Source organism: Cytobacillus praedii (genome assembly GCF_001439605.1).
GTDB classification, from domain to species: domain Bacteria; phylum Bacillota; class Bacilli; order Bacillales; family Cytobacillaceae; genus Cytobacillus; species Cytobacillus praedii.
This window is the reverse complement of record NZ_LMBX01000009.1, coordinates 96689-115022: the sequence shown is the minus strand read 5'-3', so window position 1 is coordinate 115022 and position 18334 is coordinate 96689. Positions and strand designations below refer to the sequence as shown.

At 38.5% G+C, this 18334-nt stretch carries 14 protein-coding genes; 7 read left to right on the top strand and 7 right to left on the bottom strand.

The window, feature by feature from the left end:
• Nucleotides 1-49: 49 nt before the first annotated feature.
• Nucleotides 50-1549: an alpha-amylase family glycosyl hydrolase gene (locus tag ASU02_RS11830; protein WP_057763790.1), complete on the bottom strand. Its 1500-nt coding sequence runs from the start codon at nt 1547-1549 to the stop codon at nt 50-52.
• Between the two features lie 295 nt (nt 1550-1844).
• Here ASU02_RS11830 and ASU02_RS11825 point away from each other — a divergent pair, with 295 nt between their 5' ends.
• Nucleotides 1845-2408 carry a DUF2777 domain-containing protein gene (locus ASU02_RS11825; RefSeq protein ID WP_057763788.1) on the top strand — a complete coding sequence of 188 codons (564 nt, stop codon included), beginning with the start codon at nt 1845-1847 and terminating at the stop codon, nt 2406-2408.
• A 220-nt stretch (nt 2409-2628) separates the two neighbouring features.
• Here ASU02_RS11825 and ASU02_RS11820 read toward each other — a convergent pair whose 3' ends face one another.
• The 4 genes from ASU02_RS11820 to ASU02_RS11805 all read right to left on the bottom strand — a co-directional run bounded on the left by ASU02_RS11820 (nt 2629) and on the right by ASU02_RS11805 (nt 8566).
• Entirely contained in the window at nt 2629-5550 is a 2922-nt protein-coding gene (locus ASU02_RS11820; RefSeq protein WP_057763786.1) for a bifunctional diguanylate cyclase/phosphodiesterase, read from the bottom strand.
• A 149-nt stretch (nt 5551-5699) separates the two neighbouring features.
• Nucleotides 5700-6047, bottom strand: coding sequence for a DUF1516 family protein (locus ASU02_RS11815; protein ID WP_057763784.1), 348 nt, complete (start codon nt 6045-6047; stop codon nt 5700-5702).
• An 84-nt stretch (nt 6048-6131) separates the two neighbouring features.
• The gene (locus ASU02_RS11810; RefSeq protein WP_057763782.1) at nt 6132-7037 is read right to left on the bottom strand and encodes a fumarylacetoacetate hydrolase family protein; all 906 of its coding nucleotides are present in this window, start codon (nt 7035-7037) and stop codon (nt 6132-6134) included.
• Nucleotides 7038-7378: 341 nt separating this feature from the next.
• Nucleotides 7379-8566 (bottom strand): DUF418 domain-containing protein, encoded by a 1188-nt coding sequence (locus tag ASU02_RS11805; protein ID WP_057763780.1) that lies wholly within the window; start codon nt 8564-8566, stop codon nt 7379-7381.
• A gap of 197 nt (nt 8567-8763) precedes the next feature.
• Between ASU02_RS11805 and ASU02_RS11800 the strand changes: the two genes are divergently transcribed.
• The 6 genes from ASU02_RS11800 (at nt 8764) to ASU02_RS11775 (ending at nt 10791) form a co-directional block, all read left to right on the top strand.
• Complete coding sequence (locus tag ASU02_RS11800) at nt 8764-8985, top strand: spore germination protein (protein ID WP_057763778.1); 222 nt, start codon at nt 8764-8766, stop codon at nt 8983-8985.
• 17 nt (nt 8986-9002) lie between these two features.
• The gene (locus ASU02_RS11795; RefSeq protein WP_057763775.1) at nt 9003-9227 is read left to right on the top strand and encodes a spore germination protein GerPB; all 225 of its coding nucleotides are present in this window, start codon (nt 9003-9005) and stop codon (nt 9225-9227) included.
• Nucleotides 9228-9353: 126 nt separating this feature from the next.
• Nucleotides 9354-9974: a spore germination protein GerPC gene (gerPC, locus tag ASU02_RS11790; RefSeq protein ID WP_057763773.1), complete on the top strand. Its 621-nt coding sequence runs from the start codon at nt 9354-9356 to the stop codon at nt 9972-9974.
• Nucleotides 9971-10147: a hypothetical protein gene (locus ASU02_RS11785; RefSeq protein WP_057763771.1), complete on the top strand. Its 177-nt coding sequence runs from the start codon at nt 9971-9973 to the stop codon at nt 10145-10147. Before gerPC ends, ASU02_RS11785 begins: the two co-directional genes overlap by 4 nt.
• A gap of 5 nt (nt 10148-10152) precedes the next feature.
• Nucleotides 10153-10536, top strand: coding sequence for a spore germination protein GerPE (locus tag ASU02_RS11780; RefSeq protein ID WP_057763769.1), 384 nt, complete (start codon nt 10153-10155; stop codon nt 10534-10536).
• Between the two features lie 36 nt (nt 10537-10572).
• The gene (locus ASU02_RS11775) at nt 10573-10791 is read left to right on the top strand and encodes a spore germination protein (protein ID WP_057763767.1); all 219 of its coding nucleotides are present in this window, start codon (nt 10573-10575) and stop codon (nt 10789-10791) included.
• Between the two features lie 64 nt (nt 10792-10855).
• Here the strand turns inward: ASU02_RS11775 and addA are convergent, their stop codons facing one another.
• Together addA and addB are read right to left on the bottom strand one after the other, a co-directional pair.
• A complete protein-coding gene (gene addA / locus ASU02_RS11770) occupies nt 10856-14620 on the bottom strand; it encodes a helicase-exonuclease AddAB subunit AddA (protein ID WP_057763765.1) in 3765 nt (1254 codons plus the stop codon).
• Nucleotides 14617-18105 carry a helicase-exonuclease AddAB subunit AddB gene (gene addB / locus ASU02_RS11765; protein ID WP_057763763.1) on the bottom strand — a complete coding sequence of 1163 codons (3489 nt, stop codon included), beginning with the start codon at nt 18103-18105 and terminating at the stop codon, nt 14617-14619. Before addB ends, addA begins: the two co-directional genes overlap by 4 nt.
• Nucleotides 18106-18334: the final 229 nt, after the last annotated feature.

The window sequence follows — 18334 nt, the reverse complement described above, 5'->3', positions numbered from 1 at the left end:
CAAAAAAACACACTTGATTTTCAGGCATGAAATCAAGTGTGTTCTTCTTTTATTCCCCTTGTGCTCTTTTTTTCTTTGATTTTCTCCAAGCTAAAATAATAAACGTTAAGAACGCTCCATACACAGCAATTGTTGCAATGACATACGGAATATTTAATCCTGACTTTTCCGCTAATATGTACACCTCTGCCTCTTCACGATCCAAGAATAAGGTGTATCCTTTATCACTGCCTTTAACCTGATCATCAGAAAGGAGTCCACGTAACTCTTTATTTTCCTCTAATAACTTACTCGGGACGGTAATATTTTGCGACTCAGATGAGTTATTAATGGCAATGACTGTCGTTTCGCCTTCATATGTCCGCTTATACACAGACAGCTCATTTTCCTCCGCTAAAAGTTCCAATGTGCCCCTTGTTAGGCTTGGGTATTTTCCGCGCAGCTCCCCAAGCTTTGTTATATAATCAATTAGCTCCTTGTCAGTTCGAAAATCCATTTGCCTATGATTTGCTTCTCCTTCGCCGCCTTCTAATGCGATTTCACTGCCATAATAAACAATAGGGATCCCTGGGGTCGTATAAAGATACGTAAGGGCAAGCTTCCATCTTGGGCCAGGATGCTGATTTTTCGCAACCGCATTATGAGTAAAGCGAATCATATCATCTGTATCCATTACACTTCCCATTAAGTATGGATCTGGGTAATCAGCCATTATTTTTTCCTTATTTGTAATGAGATCACTTAGTGAATTGTCAACCTGGTCAAAAATAGGCCGTATGTTTTTTGAAAGCGGGTAATCAATGAATCCATCGATGCCCATTTCTTGAAAATGAGCAATGGTCACCGGATCATCTGATTGAACCCCACCAAGTAAATAAAAATGATCCTTAGCACCTTTGACTTCTTTAACAAACTCTCTTATAAAACTCTCAGATGCAAGATCTGTATTTCCCAAATAATACCCATCAATATTTGATTCTTTAATCCACCATTTTGCGGCATCTATCAAATAATTCTTAACATCTTGGTTATCCTGATTCAGGTAAGGTGGTTCACCCTTTTTTTGCTCATGAAACCAATTCTTCTTGTCAGATTCTGATAGCCAAGGGTGGTTAGGTCCAACCTCGTTTATTTCGAAATCTATGACAACCTTCATCTCTCTTTTATGAGCTTCTTTCACTAGCTGTTTAAATTCATCCATTGTGCCGTAATGCTCTTCGGTTTTATAGAAATCTTGAATCCATTTTCCATGATAGCCGTTCTCTTCATTATCAAAAATGGAGTTTAACCGAATGGCAGTAAAGCCCATATCTTTAATATAATCCAGCTTGTTGATAATCCCCAAAAAATCTCCGCCATGAAAAGCTTTAGGGTCTTGAACATTTACCTCATAATCATTTTTGATATCGCCATTATTAAAGCGATCAACCATTAAATAATACATTGATTCATCTTGCCATTTACGATCTTCTGTTTCAGCTGCTCCTGTAGGGAGGGCATAAAAAAGAAGAAACGGAATGAAGATGAGAGTCCACACTCTGTTTTTCATCTTTCGCTCCTTCAACTCCTTAAATATCAAAGCTTCCTCTATTGTTTAGATCATAGTCACAACTCTTTAAGAGTAGCCTTTTCTCTCCATATCGTCAAACAAAGACTCCATTTACCTCACAAAAAAATACCAATGTTGAATCAAATGCCTACTCTCCTTTTGTATCAGAATATCGGCGAAAGGAATATCCTGCTATAGGGAGCTCTATTAAATATAGGTATTTATCTCACAATTGTTATAAAAAGAATGGAAACTGTCTAAAAAGAATGGTGAAGGATACAAATGGAGGTCTTTTATGAATAGACAGCAACGTACAAAACTGATAGAGTATCAAACTCGAGCATTTACTGTGGGGACAATTGAATTTATTAATGATCAGTGGGTGTTCTTTGATAAAGAAACGGAAGAGGCAGCTTTATTAGATGAATTCCTCCATCAGGAAATAGAAGTATACCGAATGAAACGCTGGAGAAAAGGTGTCCTGTTTGAAGAAGGCAAAGTCACTTCACCTGATGAGGTATTGATTCTCAAAGATAAAGATACAATTCGTATTCGGAAACTTCTTGTGTTCTCCTTAGAAAAACTGCTAGATGAAATAAATGATGATGCGTTCTTCCAATTTATCACAACGTTAAATTCCATGAAATTTTCTATTTACGATTGTATTTATTGCTACAATCAATTAACTTTTCTATCCACTTCTGAAAGAAAAAGCGGAGTAAACTTTATTATTTTTGATAATCAAGAACAAATCTGCAATATCCAGCATCATTTTAGCTATTTCGAAAAAACGAATGATCGGTTTGAATTCACCTTAAACAGCGGGAAAAGAATGATTATTGAGAAAATATCCACATAAATGTTAATCAGTTTTTCTGCGAAACATACGTAATTGGCAGAGATTGATTTTTCGGACCACCTTGCTCAGCGAACACTCCGGCGGGAATGTCCTCCTCTGAGCAGGGTCTGGCATCTTCCGTTCCAATAATCAAGCTTTTATTGCCAACAAACTTTTTATAATACCTATCTTATTCTAAATGAAAAAAGGGTTCAGCTCGGCTGAACCCTTTTTCATCCATTTAATTTTCAAGTACCGCTTTATCTTTCAAGCCTTTTTCAAAATCAGTTATCAGCAGTGGCTTATGTATGTAGAAGCCTTGTGCATAGTGGCATTTTAATTCTTTCAGAAGCTCAATTTGTTCTTTCGTTTCTACTCCTTCTGCCAGAACCTTAACTGCCAACCCATGCCCCATCGTAATTATGGCTTTAACAATTGCAATGTCAGACGTATTGACACGAAGATTGTTAATGAACGATCGGTCAATCTTCAATGTATTAATAGGTAAATTTTTCAGGTAACTTAACGAAGAATAGCCCGTACCGAAATCATCTATGGACACCTTCACACCAAGGTTTTGCAATGACTTCATCGTATCGATGCTGTAATCAACATTCTTCAGCATGGTACTTTCCGTTAATTCCAAAGTTAAATAGTGCGGCTCTAATTTCGAATCATTTAAGGCTCTCTTTACTTCCTTCAAAAATCCAGGCTGCTGGAATTGAAAAGCAGAAACATTCACAGAGACGGATATGCTATCATATCCAAGCAGCTGCCATTTTTTATTTTGCATACAGGCTGTTCTAAGTACCCAACTTCCAATTTCCTCTATTAATCCTGTTTCTTCAGCCAATGGAATGAAATCAGCTGGAGAAACAAGACCTAATTTAGGATGATTCCAGCGAATCAACGCTTCACTCCCAAATATTTCTCCTGTCTCTAAATCAATTAAAGGCTGATACATTAAATAAAATTCCTTCTTTTGCAATGCTCTTCTTAGATAACTTTCCAATTCAAGCCTTGTGATCGCCTGATCATTCATTTCATTTGAGAAGAATGTAATCCGGTTGCCACCTTGATTCTTCGATCGATTTGTAGCAATGTCAGCATTTTTCAAAAGGGAATGTTCATCCTGCCCATCCTCTGGATACAGGCTTACACCAATACTGGCAGTGACATAGAAATCTTGGCCTTTATGCCCCACAGGCTTGGATATCTCCTGAAGAATCATTTTGGAAGCTTTCATTACTTCCTCTACGTCAACATCCTTTGATAGAACAACAGTAAATTTGTCGCCGCCAAATCTGCCAATATAAGAACCACTCGGAAGTGCTTTTTCAATTCGATAAGCTAATTCCTTCAAAACCATATCGCCTGCAAAATGTCCAAGGCTGTCATTGATTAGTTTAAAACGGTCAATATCAATGGAAAGAACAGCGAGCATTCGCTTTTTCTTTTTTGCTCGTGAAAGCATTTGCACCAGCTGCTTTGTAAACTTTACCCGATTGGGGAGTCCTGTATCATGGTCATAGTAGGCTAACTCTGTTATCTTATCTTCAATTTTTTTCTGTTCCGTTATATTTCTTCCAATTCCATAAATCCCTACACATTCATCATTCACTATGATTGGAATGTTTTTTATTTGAAATAGGTTTGTTTCTCCAGAGCTTGACTGTATGTCCACATTGTAGTATTGCTCTTTTCCTTTCAAAGCTTTTGAAAAATGCATTCTTACTTTTGGTACATCTTCGCTATTAATTAGTCTCATAGCGGATTTCCCGATAATTTCATCCTTGCTGTATCCAAGTGTTTTCTCAAAAGCAGGATTCACATTTTTAATTTGGCCATTTAAATCAGTTGAAAAGACAAGATCTGTATTCGTGTTAAAAAGTGATTCATAGTACTGCTCTGATACCTTCAAGCTTTCATTTAAAAGGTAAAAATCATTATGAGTAGCCTGCATCAAATGGGTAAGCGCTGTAGCATTTTTCAAATATACCGGTGGCGTGTACTTAAATGTAAGTTTACGATTTAATTGTTTTTGCCCGTTATTCTCCGATAAAGCCAAATACGTTAATGCATGCCCTAATAATTGAGGTTTTTTTGTATTACCTCCAGCTATTTCTCCATAGGCAAAAAAACCATTAGCAGTAGAAATGCTTTGAAGCATGGCTAATTCTTTTTCTGTAAAATCGGGAGCAAATCGTTTTCGAGCCATACAATCATAAACAAATATTGTATCCACTTGTTTTTTTGCCAGCTGTTTCATATTTTCGAGCGAGCTTCCGACAATCCCCTCTATATCAGGGTACGCAAAGGTGATCTCTTCCCCTTCATTTATTTCCCGATTCACTCGAATAGCTCCATTTTTTAATATATCTAAGATAAATAGCGGAACCTTTTCACCTTTATCTTTCATAATAAACGGGAATTCATTCGCTGAATCAGGCAGATCCTCAACAAAGCCCTTACCTAAATACTGCTTTAATATTTGGATTGGTTTCTTATGATCAATTGAATAAATATTCTTTCCCTTTGCTTTCGTAATCGCAAAGGACTTCCCAATTTCTTGCCATTTGTAATTACTATAGGATTCGACAACAAGCTGATCACTTTGAAGCGCAACGGCTACTGCCCCTTGAGTGGTCCATTCTGTCCCTGTAAAAGAATAGGGTTCCATTGATTTTATGTTACTCCCAGCCAATCCACCCGCTACAACTAATTCTGGGTTACCTTCATAAAGACCGTTCAACAATGTTTGAGCATCTACATTCGCTCCTGCTGGGAAAACAAGCATCGCTTTCGTATCAAAATCTACTAATCTCTGGGCCAGACTTTTTCCCATATCATAACTATTTTCATAATCATCTTGATGAAGCAAAACGGATTTTAGTTCCGTTTTTTCAAATATGGTAAAAGAAATAACTGCTTTATTTTCAATCATTTGACCTTCGATAATTTCTCCAGCACCCGTACAGCCGATTACTGTCGCAAATGGAAGTCTGCTGCTGATATCTTTTTGCAGCTGAAGGAGGAAAGACCGCTCTATTTTACTTAAAAAGACTTGGATAAGAAGATTGGGATAATCACAGAGCTCTTGATTTTCAATAAAATGATCCAGCTGCTCTTGATTTTCATATAAACAAGTTATTGTTTTAGCCATTAGAAGAACCACCATAGTTAAAGTTTAATTTTTTCACAATTCTCTTATGATAAAAATAACATAAATATTACTATTATGGGATGACAAAAAAAGAAAAAGCTGTCTTTTCGACAGCTTTTTCAAAAAAACTTAACATGTTGGTAATCTTTTTAAAAAGTTAATGGAAGCTTAATAAAGCCTAGGTATAAAACTAGAATGAGAGAAATAATAAAGAGAATCCAATAAACTGCCGTATTTTTGCCTTTTACTAACCCTACGACAATCATTTCGATCATAGCAATAACGATAATGCCGACCAAAGATTTAATTACGTACATCATGTCAATGTTAATGCTGCTTAATATCCAAATGCCTGTACCAATTGTTAATAAATAAAAGAGTCTCAAAATCATTTGTACGACTTTCAGGCCTCTTGCCTTCCCGCTTTTATGTAATCCAAGAGCAACGAAGAATAATATAAGTGTTAAAGCCCAAGTTGTTATGTGTGCATGTATCATCTTAAAGTCCTCCTTAACTAAAATCGTTTACATCATACCATATTCCACTTAAAAAGCATAAAATTAAGGTTCATAAGGCATTTGTTATTTTTCCATTTTATTAAATAAAGTTCCGATTTGTTCAACCGTGATTTCTATCGCATCGCCCGGCTGCAGGTAGCGAGGTGGGTGGAACCCTATCCCTACTCCCGCTGGTGTACCAGTGGCAATGATATCTCCAGGTTCAAGTGTCATACCCTGGGATAGTACAGAGATGATCTCTTCGATTGGGAATATAAAGTTCTCACTATTAGATTTTTGCCTTATCTCTCCGTTTATCATTGTCTGTATATCTAGCCTATTTGGATTTTCAATGCTTGAAGAATGGACAACCCACGGACCCATCGGGCAGGTAGTATCCAAACTTTTGCCAATAAAGAATTGCTTATGACGGAATTGTAAGTCCCTTGCAGTAATGTCGTTAATAATCGTATAGCCAAAGACATATTCAAGTGCTGCCTCTTTACTGATTCCTCGTCCCTTTTTGCCAATAATAATAGCCAGTTCTCCCTCATAATCCAGCTGCTTAGTTAGGTGCTGGTGATGTAGAATGGTTTCTTGATGTCCAATCACTGTCGTAGGCGCCTTTGTAAACACCAGGATATGCTCAGGGATGTCATCCTTACTGCCCATTTCAATGGCATGCTCCGCATAATTTTTGCCTACACAAAATATATTTTTAGATGGTTTAGGGATTGGTGCCATTAGTTTAACTTCATCCAACGGCAGAAACAGTTCATCTGCTTCTCCATTAGTTGCCCAAGCTTGTATGCTTATAACCTTTTGAATAAAAGAATCTCCAAGGGCAATGCATTCCTGCATTGTGGTTGGAATATCACTTCTTCCGTCCTTTTTTTCTGCTGCTTTGCCAAGTGGAAGAATTCTCCCTGCAACTTCGTCAACCAGTCCAACAAATACTTCTCCATTTAAATCTGCTGTCACAAACTTCATTTAAGCACCCCACATATCAGATAATTACATGCTTTAAAAAGGCTGCTTTTTCTCAAACCTTAGTGGCTGGCTAGATGCTGAATGCGCAGCTAACTAAGGGGTGACTGTGAGCCTGCTCTGCACTTAGACTTAGTGCCTGGGGGATCTCACCTGTTCACTCCATCAAAAGAATAGATGTATGCATCCTTCGAATACACGCCGCTCAGAGGAAATGCGAATGCATTTTCGAGGAATTTCACACCTTCTGCTCCACCCCGCCTTTTTTGCCAACAATAGCATTCACACATCTAATTCATAAATTTTAGAAAAGTGCCTTTACTAACATTATATCGCATGGAAATTTATTTTTCCTTTTTCCACTTCGGCCAGCTGAAATAGGTAAAGCTTCTCCAAATCCATTCCACCGGACCATAATAATAATTGCTGATCCACAAGCGGCTGGCTGCAATTTGAAGAATGTAAATAAATATAACCATCAATGTACCAGTCATGACAGAAATTTCCCCATACAAGCCAAGCCCGTAATTATAGAAGATCAAGGTTGATGCAATAGATTGAAACAGGTAATTGCTCATTGATAATTTCCCTACATAGGATAGAGGGGAAAGGAGCTTACGTATAGCATTTTTCTCAATCGCCAATGCAATTGTCAACCCATAGCCTATTGCAAGCAGCGGTCCCCCAAAGATATCCTGCACATACTCCGTGGCAAAATTCTTTCCCAAGATGTAAGGAAGGAGCTTGAAAATGATCCCGAATACCAATGATAAACAAGCAATCCATATTAGGAATTTCTTATGTTCTTTAGGCTTTTCTAGCCATTTTAGCTTTGCAGCACCTCCACCTATTAAGAATAATGGAAAGATAGAAATAAACATAAAAGGAAGCGTTGCAAGATTATTCGTTTCATACCAATCACTGATTCTCTGAGCTGTAATTTCAGCAAAACTGCCATTTTGGTAGACTTGCATAGCCATTTCTGCCAGTGCCGGTTCGTAACCTGTGATTTCCTCTGCAGGAGCAACTAGTAAGCTAACAAATAATAAAAGAGAAACAAGCAGATTTGGAATAATATATAACAGGATCCCTGTTATCATTAAATTACGCCCTGTCATGCGAATAAATAGGAGAAAGACAAACCCCATAATTGCATATGTGATTAAAATATCCCCATGCCAAATAAAAAATGCATGCAGCATACCGATCATTAGCAAGAAGAATAATCTTCTAACGCCAATCCAGCCGAATGTAACCCCCCGCAATTTCGACCTTTCCCACATAATCACTAATCCATAGCCGAACAATAGAGAAAAAAGCGTATAAAAGCTTGCCTGCACAAAAATATCGATAAAGGTATATATTGCCTTGTCTGCAGCGCCGCTCCACCATTCATATGGATCAAAGTTAGGGTACGGAGAGTGAAATGTTAACATATTAACAAGAAAAATCCCTAAAATCGCAAACCCCCTCATCATATCTAACGAAATAATTCTTTCCTGTTCAGAAATTGAACGCAATGATTGATTCATCAAATCCTCCTTTCTAATTATTGCCATTTAACTCATCATAGGTGATTAATCCTTATTTTGTCTAGTTATTCAAAGCATCACTAAACTTTTATTGGGCTATATTATCACATTCTTTTATTAGGCACATAGGATAAAGAAAAGCGATATCTAGTTTTTAAAGGTATTGGATAATCAATTTAATTTGAAGGGTGTCGTGTATGCCAGCAATCGTTGGAGTTGCACAAGTTATATCTGTCGGGAGCAGTTCAATTTTTAACATCGGGGATGTTTACAAAATGATGCCAATTTCTACTGCAAAGACCTTTTCAGGCGCTGGTTCTTTCAATACAGGCGATGGGATGCAAGTTTATAATCATCAAAGTTCAACGAACACATATGATTCAGATAATATTGATCAAGGAATTTGGTTAAATGCATAGTGTAAAAGGTGATGTTTATGAATTATTATATTCAGCAATCTATTCATATTAATTTAATTCGGATCGAGGGAATATCAAACTCTTCCGTTTTCCAGATTGGCAGTGCAGGGATAATTAAGCCTTCCTCATATCTATATAACACAGGAGGTTTTACAGGTCCTGCACCTGAAGCAGAGGTTCCAATCCCAGGAGATTTGGCCGCTACTCCAGCAGTACCATTACACGCTCCATCTAACGCATAACTCTGTCTAGCTTAGTTTCTTGCACTGCTTTTCGGCTAGGTACGGGGCTTTTGTGCACACTGGTGGAACATTTTTTCTTGATTTGATCGAAATTTATTAAAGGATGAAAAAAATGGGGTGGTGTATTTGAGTCAGGAATTTTATTCTTATCTACAAGGGTTGCATTCTTTTGTTGAGACACAGGAAAAAAGAATCCAGCGTTTAGAATTAATCGTTCAGGAACTGCAGAAAGAAATAAATTCCCTTAAAGAGAGGCCTCCTATAAATATTGAAAGAATTGATTACAAATTTGATCAGCTCAAGGTTGAAACATTAGAGGGGACACTAAACATCGGTTTAAATCCTAATGATTTGGGAAATATTGATGATTTTGCAGTAAATAACGAGAAAATTAATGCTCCCGTCTATCCAAAAAATTTCATGCAGCAAGCAATGGAAATTGAAGATGAGATATTTCGTTATTTAGAAAGCGATTTACCAAATATTATTGCTGAAGTACAAAGAAACTTACAAGTTCCAGAGGATGAGTCTTATTTCTTATTTATTAAAGAAGATATAAAAAAGCAGCTGCCAAATAGAATTGATTACTACCTGAAACAGTATAATAGTCCTTCCAATCAAAATCATGGACAGGAACGAAACTTGAATGAAGAAGTAATCAATCAGCTCAAGATAGAAATTCGCAATGGTGTTCAAGCATTTATTAGCCATTTGCCTGAACATGTGAAAGGAATGAAGAAGGAATGAATTTTCAAGTATATAATAGAGACCTATGCGTTGGAACTATTCGTATCGTCGGCGTAGCAAGTTCATCTCTATTATTAGTCGGGGATACACAAACCATTCAGCTTGCCTCTGTCTTTGATACACCCCCAGAATCATTAATCATCGGACCCTTTGTTCCGTTGACACCGAAGTGACTCCTATGCTGCAGCGAACTTCAGTTGTTAATCATTTAAAAGTAGAAACCTTATCGTTTTCATCCATACTAGAAATTGGGGATTCAACCTTTACTCAAGGATTTTCGCGGGCGATTGCTGTACAAAGAGAGGAAGAAGCTTTTTTCGGATATGAAGCGGATTTTAAATCTTATCCTGCCTTTCAAATTCCGATCCCTTTCTCACCAATTACCGAAAACATCTCGATGCATTCACAACAGCTAAACCCAATAACAAAAGTACAGAATATTGATGTCATTGGTGTTTCCGCTTCCTCCATTTTACAAATCGGAAGCGCTAAACATATATCAATGGAAGCGAGAGTCGATCACATTCGTCATCTTTTAACCGATCACTCCGATGAAAAATAGAATTTCAAAACTAAGGCTAAAAAAGGATGGTATGCCATGCCAGCAATTACCGGACCGGTACAAATTGTTAACATCGATAGTGGCATTGTCCAATTTGGAGATGCTGTTTTTATTTCCCCCAAAAGCAGTTCAAAATCTGTTTTAGGTCAAGGGGCTGGAAATACTGGAGGATTCATTATTGCCAATAACGGTCTAAGTGCAAGCAATGTACTTGATACGAATCTAGTTGACCAGCCTATTCTAGGAAACAATTAAAATATGTATAATTAAATGGAAAAGACCGGCTGGAAGAAACGTTCCAAGCCGGTCTTTTTCTATATTACAAACGTATTACATGAGCACCATCAAAGAAAAACAAATACTTTTCATTTACTTTCCTCTTCAAAATTTGTTCAAGCGCCCTTCCATACATTTCAATCTGAACCCGATAACGTTCCTCAAGAATTGGCTTTGCCTCAGCAAAACCGCCTTTAAAACGGTCAGTAATTCCATCCGTTTTATAATCAAGCAGCACGATTCCTTGCTCATCTTGAAAAACACAGTCTATAATTCCTTGAATTAGTACAGGTTCATTCGGTCCCTTCCAATCAGGATAAATTTCATTTGCAGGAAAAGCTAAACTAAAAGGAATTTCTCGATTAATTACATTCGCCTTAGCAAGCCGCTGACCTAAAGCTGTTTCAAAAAACATCATAATTTGCTCCGCGTCAATGCCCTCTCGCTGTTCTTCTGTCAAAAGTTCCTTCATGACCATCTCATCCATTTTTGTATGGATAGATTCTATAGTGACTGTCTCCCGAAAATCGACATGCTGCATAATCATATGCATGGCTGTTCCTCGTTCAGCTGGCGTTAACGACTTTTCTTGCATAAATCTTGGCCGATTTAAAAGCGGTTTTTGAAATTTACGGATCACTTCTGTCCCGCTCTCTTCAGCCGAAAATATTTCCTTTTGCCTCTTTACTTCAGATACAGATTGTTTTGAACGGTAGTGTGATGCGGCTATTTCTGGATATTTCCATGACAGCTGCTCCTCCACTGTCCCCTTCCATTCAGATTGCACTGGTACTAGTTCCCCAGCATAAACCTTTTCCAATAAATCTTCCTTTTCAACACGATCCTCTTCCATAATCATTGCTGCTTCTTCTGTATTCAAAATGGTTATCGCCCAGCTTGATGGATGATCGCTTATTTCTGATGGAACAAGCGATCCTGTTTGCGCAGGATCTAGACTCAATAGCTGGCAATCCTTATGTCTAACAAGAGATGGGCCAATCCAATCAATATAGCTATTTGCAGTGGCTCGGTCATATTCATTAAAAAGCCATTCCTGATGTTCAGCTATTTTCATCCATTGATTCATCTTCTTTGCCGCACTTTTCAAGGATGATACGAGATATAATTTTTCCTTCGCTCTTGTTAAAGCAACATATAAAACACGCATTTCTTCTGCCAGCATCTCCATTTTCTTTTTTCTCTTGAATGCCAGCTGAGGAAGTGAAGGAAAAGAAATTCTTTTTTCTGCGTTTACATACTTTACTGCCAAGCCGAAATCTTTATCAAGCATATAGGCTTTTTTCAGATCCATTGTATTAAAATTGCGGGCAAGTCCTGCAATGAACACGAAAGGAAACTCTAATCCTTTGCTGCTATGAATCGTCATTAAACGGACTACATCCTCTTGTTCTCCAAGCGCACGAGCAGCACCAAGATCATCTCCTCTATCCCGCATGCGTTCAATGAATCTCAAGAAACGAAACAGTCCTCTAAATGAGGTGGCCTCGTACTGTCTTGCCCGATCATAAAGAGCACGTAAATTGGCTTGTCTTTGCTTCCCGCCAGGCATTCCGCCGACAAAATCATAAAAATGTGTTTCCCTGAACAGCTGCCAAATAAGCTCAGAAAGAGAACCTTGTCTTGCCAATACACGCCATTCCTTTAATTGATCGAAGAATGGACGAACCTTTTCAACGATTCCTTCCATGTCAAAAGAAGGCTTATTCGCACAAAAGGCAGTCAATGCTTCATAGAAGGAGCTCTTCTTATTTACGATCCTGATTTGCGCTAAATCTCCCTCTGTAAGCCCTACAATAGGGGACCGGAGCACAGCTGCAAGCGGGATATCCTGATATGGATTATCAATTATCTTCAACAGCGACATCATAATTGACACTTCTGTTGCTTCAAAATAACCTGTTGAAAGGTTTGCATAGACAGGAATGCCCTGTTGCTTGAATTCCTCCATAATTTGCGGGGCCCATGTCATTGAACGAAGCAAAATAACAATATCCCGATACATCGCAGGGCGTCCTGACTTTGTTTTCGGATTGTATACTTCCTTTCGCTTCCTAATGATTTCTTTAATTTTCGACGCCATATATCTTGCTTCCAGCTGGGACTGTGCAAGATCTGCTGCATCAAAACCATCCTGATCAATTGCTTCCTCCCTCTCTTCCTCCTCTCTTCCCTCCATATCAATAATGGCTAGTTCAATCGGATAAGATTCATCTTCAGGATATGGCGCTCCTTTTACTAGTTCTGCCGCATCATCATAGTCAATTTCCCCAACAGCCGTACCCATAATTTGCTTAAAAATATAATTAGTTCCGTAAAGCACTTCTTTTCGGCTTCGAAAATTTCTTGCCAAATCTATTTTCAAGCCTGTTTCCTCACCAGTTGGAGTAAATCGGGTATACTTTCCTAAAAATAAATTCGGCTCAGCCAGCCGGAAACGATAAATAGACTGCTTCACGTCGCCTACCATAAAGAGATTGCCTTCATGTTCTAAATCTTTTGTTACCAATTGGAGGATGGCCTCCTGAACCATATTAGTATCCTGGTATTCATCAACAAATACTTCTTTAAATTGCTTTCTGCAAGCAATTGCAGCATCTGATGGACTTATCAAACCATCTTTATTTTGGAAAGAAAGAATGTCTAAGCAGTAATGTTCGAGGTCTGCAAAATCCACAAGCCCTTTTTCCGCTTTTACTTGCGTAAAACGATTAGAAAAAGCCTTAACTAAATAGACAAGTCCCTCTATAAATTTCTTCATTTCCGCCATATCATGTATAAAACTTTCCGGTTTCCGCAAGAAAAGCTCTTCCTTCATATCCTGGATCACTTTTTTCGCTTGATCCCTTAGCTTTTTAGCCCGATCGATCAGTTCTGGTTCATATTCATCGCCTTTGCAGTTTTTTAGACGGCCAAAGGAAGCAGCTTGAATAGCTGCATATAGAGTGGCCCAAGAGTCTTTTTTTGCATCGAGAAGGGTTTGGACAACATGGAGATCATCGATAAAATTCTCAGCTCTTGGAGCAGGCCCCCCTGGAAGCTTTGTCATTGCTAGCCCTTGTTCTAATAACTGTTTTGCACCTTGCAGCTGTAATTCAATATCATGCAATAACGACTGAACAAACGGCAGCTCTTCTATATTGGTTGTTTCATTCACATCATACATCTGAACAATCGAATCTAAATACTGCTCAGGTGATGGGTTTGCTCTCGCAAAATCATATAGTTCACGAATGATGTCTTGAAGCGCTAAATCACTTCTATCATTTGTAAATGTATCAACAAGTTGAAAGAAGGCATCATTGCCTTCCCGTCCATATTCCTCTTCAAAAAGCTCCTCCAATACTTCATCCCTTAAAAGCTGTGCTTCCGTTTCATCTGCAATTCGGAAACTAGGATCCATATCGATTAAATAGTAATACTTTCGAATCAATTCCAAGCAGAAGGAATGCAGAGTGGAGATGGAAGCTCTATTTAATAGACTTAATTGTTTTCGCAAATGTACGGATTTTGGATTATGATCAATTGCTTTCTCTAGCGCCTCTCCAATTCTGTGCCTCATCTCTGCAGCTGATGCATTAGTAAAGGTTACAACAAGCAGTTCATCAACGTTGAGCGGCTCCTCTTCCGAAAGAATTTTATTGATAATTCTTTCAACCAATACGGCCGTTTTTCCCGAGCCTGCAGCTGCAGCAACTAAAATATCCTGTCCCTTGGCACATATTGCCTTCCATTGGTCATCCGTCCATGTCGCATCCGCCGGTTTAGGCGGGATAACCATTTTAGTCATTGTCCATCCACCTCCTTTTTAATTATGTTAATGAGTTCATCCTTTTGATGTGGAATTAACAGTTGATATTCATTTGATTCAAGCGACTCATCAAATTGACAAACCGATTTATAGGAACAAAATGTACAAGGAGTTTTCTCTTTCATTTTGTAAGGAGCGATATCCACTTGCCCACTTGTAATACGATTTCCAGTTTCCGTGTACTTGCTGCGGACAAACTTACGCAAATAATCAAATTCTTGTTTGCTTGCTATCTTCGAACGTTTAGAAATCGATCCATCCTTATTAAAGCCAGCAGATATAATAGGGGAATCTCCTTTATCAAGCGTTTGGTCCATTAATTTGATTACACTCTCATCGCCAAGCAAAAGTCCATTCATCTTAAATTTTTTGAATATCTCTTGTTCAATATCCTCAAGAGTAAGCATTTTTGACGTGCTAATCATTGGATTATGGACATGAAAATATAAGACGCCTGCAGGATCAGCTTCTACACCGATTAGTTCTTTAGAATGAGCAATAATAATATCCAAATACGTTAGCATTTGAAGGGCAATTCCATAGTAAACTTCATTTATATTTAAATCCTTCGAACTGGATTTATAATCAATGACCCGTAAGAATGTACCATGATCATCCTGCGCCTTATCTACACGGTCAATTCTTCCCACAAGCTCCATCTTCGAGCCATTTTTCAGCGGGAATGCCAGTGATGGAAGATCTCCTTTCGGACCAAATCCAAGTTCCAACCCAATTGGAGAAAATCCGCTGGATCTCGCATGCTCGCTAAGAATAAATGAGGCCCTGCTTATAATTTGCTCTAGCTTTCTTTTTATATAAAAATGACGGTTTGAGCTTAACAATATTTCATTCTGAAGTTTCGGTGCCAGCATTTCGACTGCTTCCTTAGCTAGAATTTCACATTGGTCTCTTGTTATATCCGTCCACGATTGATTATCTTTTATAACCGTCTCGGCAATATATTTTAATGCTGCATGGAATAAATCACCAATATCAGGCGCTTCCAGACGGAAAACCTGACGCTCCCTTAACTTAAGCCCATGCTGAGCATAATGCGAGAATGGACAGCTAGAAAAAAGCTCCATTCTTGATACACTTGCCTGAATGTGATCACCATATAAATCCATGCTGGTCTTTTCATCCAGCTGGCTTGTCCGATTCTCATAATAAAGGCTAGAAAGCACTTTAAGAGCAGATCTTCGCAAGCTTTCATTTTTCAAATAATAATTATAAATGTCCCACCAAAAATCATAGATCGGATAATTTCTTTTCTTCAGCTGTAATTGAGAGGTTAAATAAGAGAGAGCTGTATTCTTATTCGAAGCATACTGAAGCTGCTCAATTTCCGGAAGCTCAGCCGGATCTGCCATATAAAAATGCTGATTCGCTTTAGGAAAAATATCGTTCAACCGCTTTATATAAGATGACGGAATCAGCGCTTTCCCTTCTTCATTTGCAAGCGGATAGCTAATGAAAAGCGACTCTGACGGTGTCACAAATGCTTTATAGGCAAGGAACTCCTCATCCAGCAGCTTTGTTCTGCTTCCGTGAGCAATTTTCATTCCGATCGACAGGAGCTGTTCACGATCTTCATCAGCAAATACACCTTCCTCCGAGAATTTTGCAGGAAGAACTCCCTCGTTGAGACCAATGACAAATGCAGTCTTTATGTTTGAAAGACGTGACCTTTCTAAATCAGCAACCATCACTTGATCCATAGCAGGAGGCACTAAGGTGAACCGCATAGATTCCATTCCGGCATCAAGTACTTCGGCAAATCTCTTTGGCGAAACAGCTTCCTCTCCAATCATTTCGACATATTGATCAAGAAGCTCCATAATTGCATTCCATGCCTGTCCATGTTCCCGGGCTTTAACGAGATTTCCGCGTTCTTCCTCATATACTTGCCATGCTTCTAATTTAGCCGGAATGTCTAACTCCTCGAGAAGCAGGTAGATCGCTTCACAGTATTGCCTGCCCGTTTCCGCCTTCTTCAATCTCCTTGAGAGTCTTAATAAAGGTGAAGTAATCATTTCCCGAAAATCATTGAGCTCCTGTTCGGTTTTCTTTTCGCTATCTGTTTGTACGATTGTTTCAAATTCCAGCCCTCTAATTCTGCGATAGATCCATCTATTTTTTCTAGTCCATCGATCCCCTTGGATGCCATAGGCAAGTACATAGTTTTCAAGACGATCCATTTGTTCACGCAGCACACTCGCTTCTAATTTTACCGGAAATAACAGCTCCGTCTTTACCGCTCTGAAAATCGGCTCATACCGCCAATTTCCATTAATAATTTCCAGGCTTGAGCGGATAAATTCTACAAGTGGATGGTTCAGCATCGTCCGCTTTTGGTCAATGAAAAAGGGAATTTCATAATCTGTAAAGATCGTTTCTATCATGTCATTATAATCTTGAACATTCCTTGTAAGGATGGCCATATCCCTATACCGATAGCCTTTTGTACGAACCAGCTGATTAATATGCCTTGCCACACCTTCAATTTCTGCTCTTCTATTCACTGCCTGTCCAATATGAATCGATGTTTCTCCCTTATAGCTAACTGCTGGGCGTATATCAAATTTCGCTTCAAGATGCACTAATGAAGAATCAGTCCATCTCTTCGACTCTGTCAAAAAAACTTCTTTTGTTTCAAGACTATTTCGTGCAGCTATTTCATATAGTGTCTGGAAATTTTCTCCGGACATGCGAAATAAATGAAGTTCGTCCGGAGGAGTATGTTTAAAAGGCTGATCAAGTGTAAGGGATATCGTTACCTTTTTACAAAGCTTCATTAACTGCTCGATAATTAAATATTCCTGTGGGGTGAAGCTATGAAATCCATCAATATACACGGTTGCCATTTTCAAATAATCAGAGTCAGCTGCTTTCTCTATGAATAGACGGAAATAATCCTCTGAATCTACATATTTACCAAAAAGAGAATCTTCGAATGATTGATAGATTAATTCAAGATCATGAAGCTTATCTTGAAGTGCTTTATTCGTTTTTCCCCCAGAGGACAGTTGCACTTGTCTCTCTGCAAGCTCTGCTGGCTGAATACAATAGCGCTTAAACTCTGTCATCATTTGTTCCATTTGCTGAACAAAGCCATTTTTATCGGCAGCTCGCTGGAATAGCTTAAGTTCATCTTTCTTCTCTTCAATTATTTTTCGAATAAGCATGCTAATTCCAACGCTATTTAAGTGATATCGATTCATCCCGCCCGTATCTTGAAGAATTCGCCAAGCCAGCCGGGTAAAAGAATATACTTGGCTCCTAATCATCCCGCCTAAGTCAGGTGTTGTAATTAATTTATATTCAGATTGAAATGTCATTTGTTCTGGAACTAGATAAATGATTGGATCGCCCTCAGGTGCTATTCTCAATTCATCACGAATTTCATTCAAGCAGAATTCTGTTTTTCCGCTGCCTGAGCGTCCAATTAATACGCGAACGGACATAGTGTAACCTCTCTTCCTTTCCCATAATACGGACTATCATTTAGTTACTATTTTATCATAGAAGGATAGTCTTTTTTTGTTTGGCCGCTTGTTAAATAAATGGAAATCTAGACGGGCTCTTCCTTTCGATAAAGGAAACACGGTTAGCGTGAGCGAACCGATAGTGACTTATCACAGGAAGGAGACCTGAAGTTTGAAAGACGATAGGCGCTGGAGCTGGACTACCTAA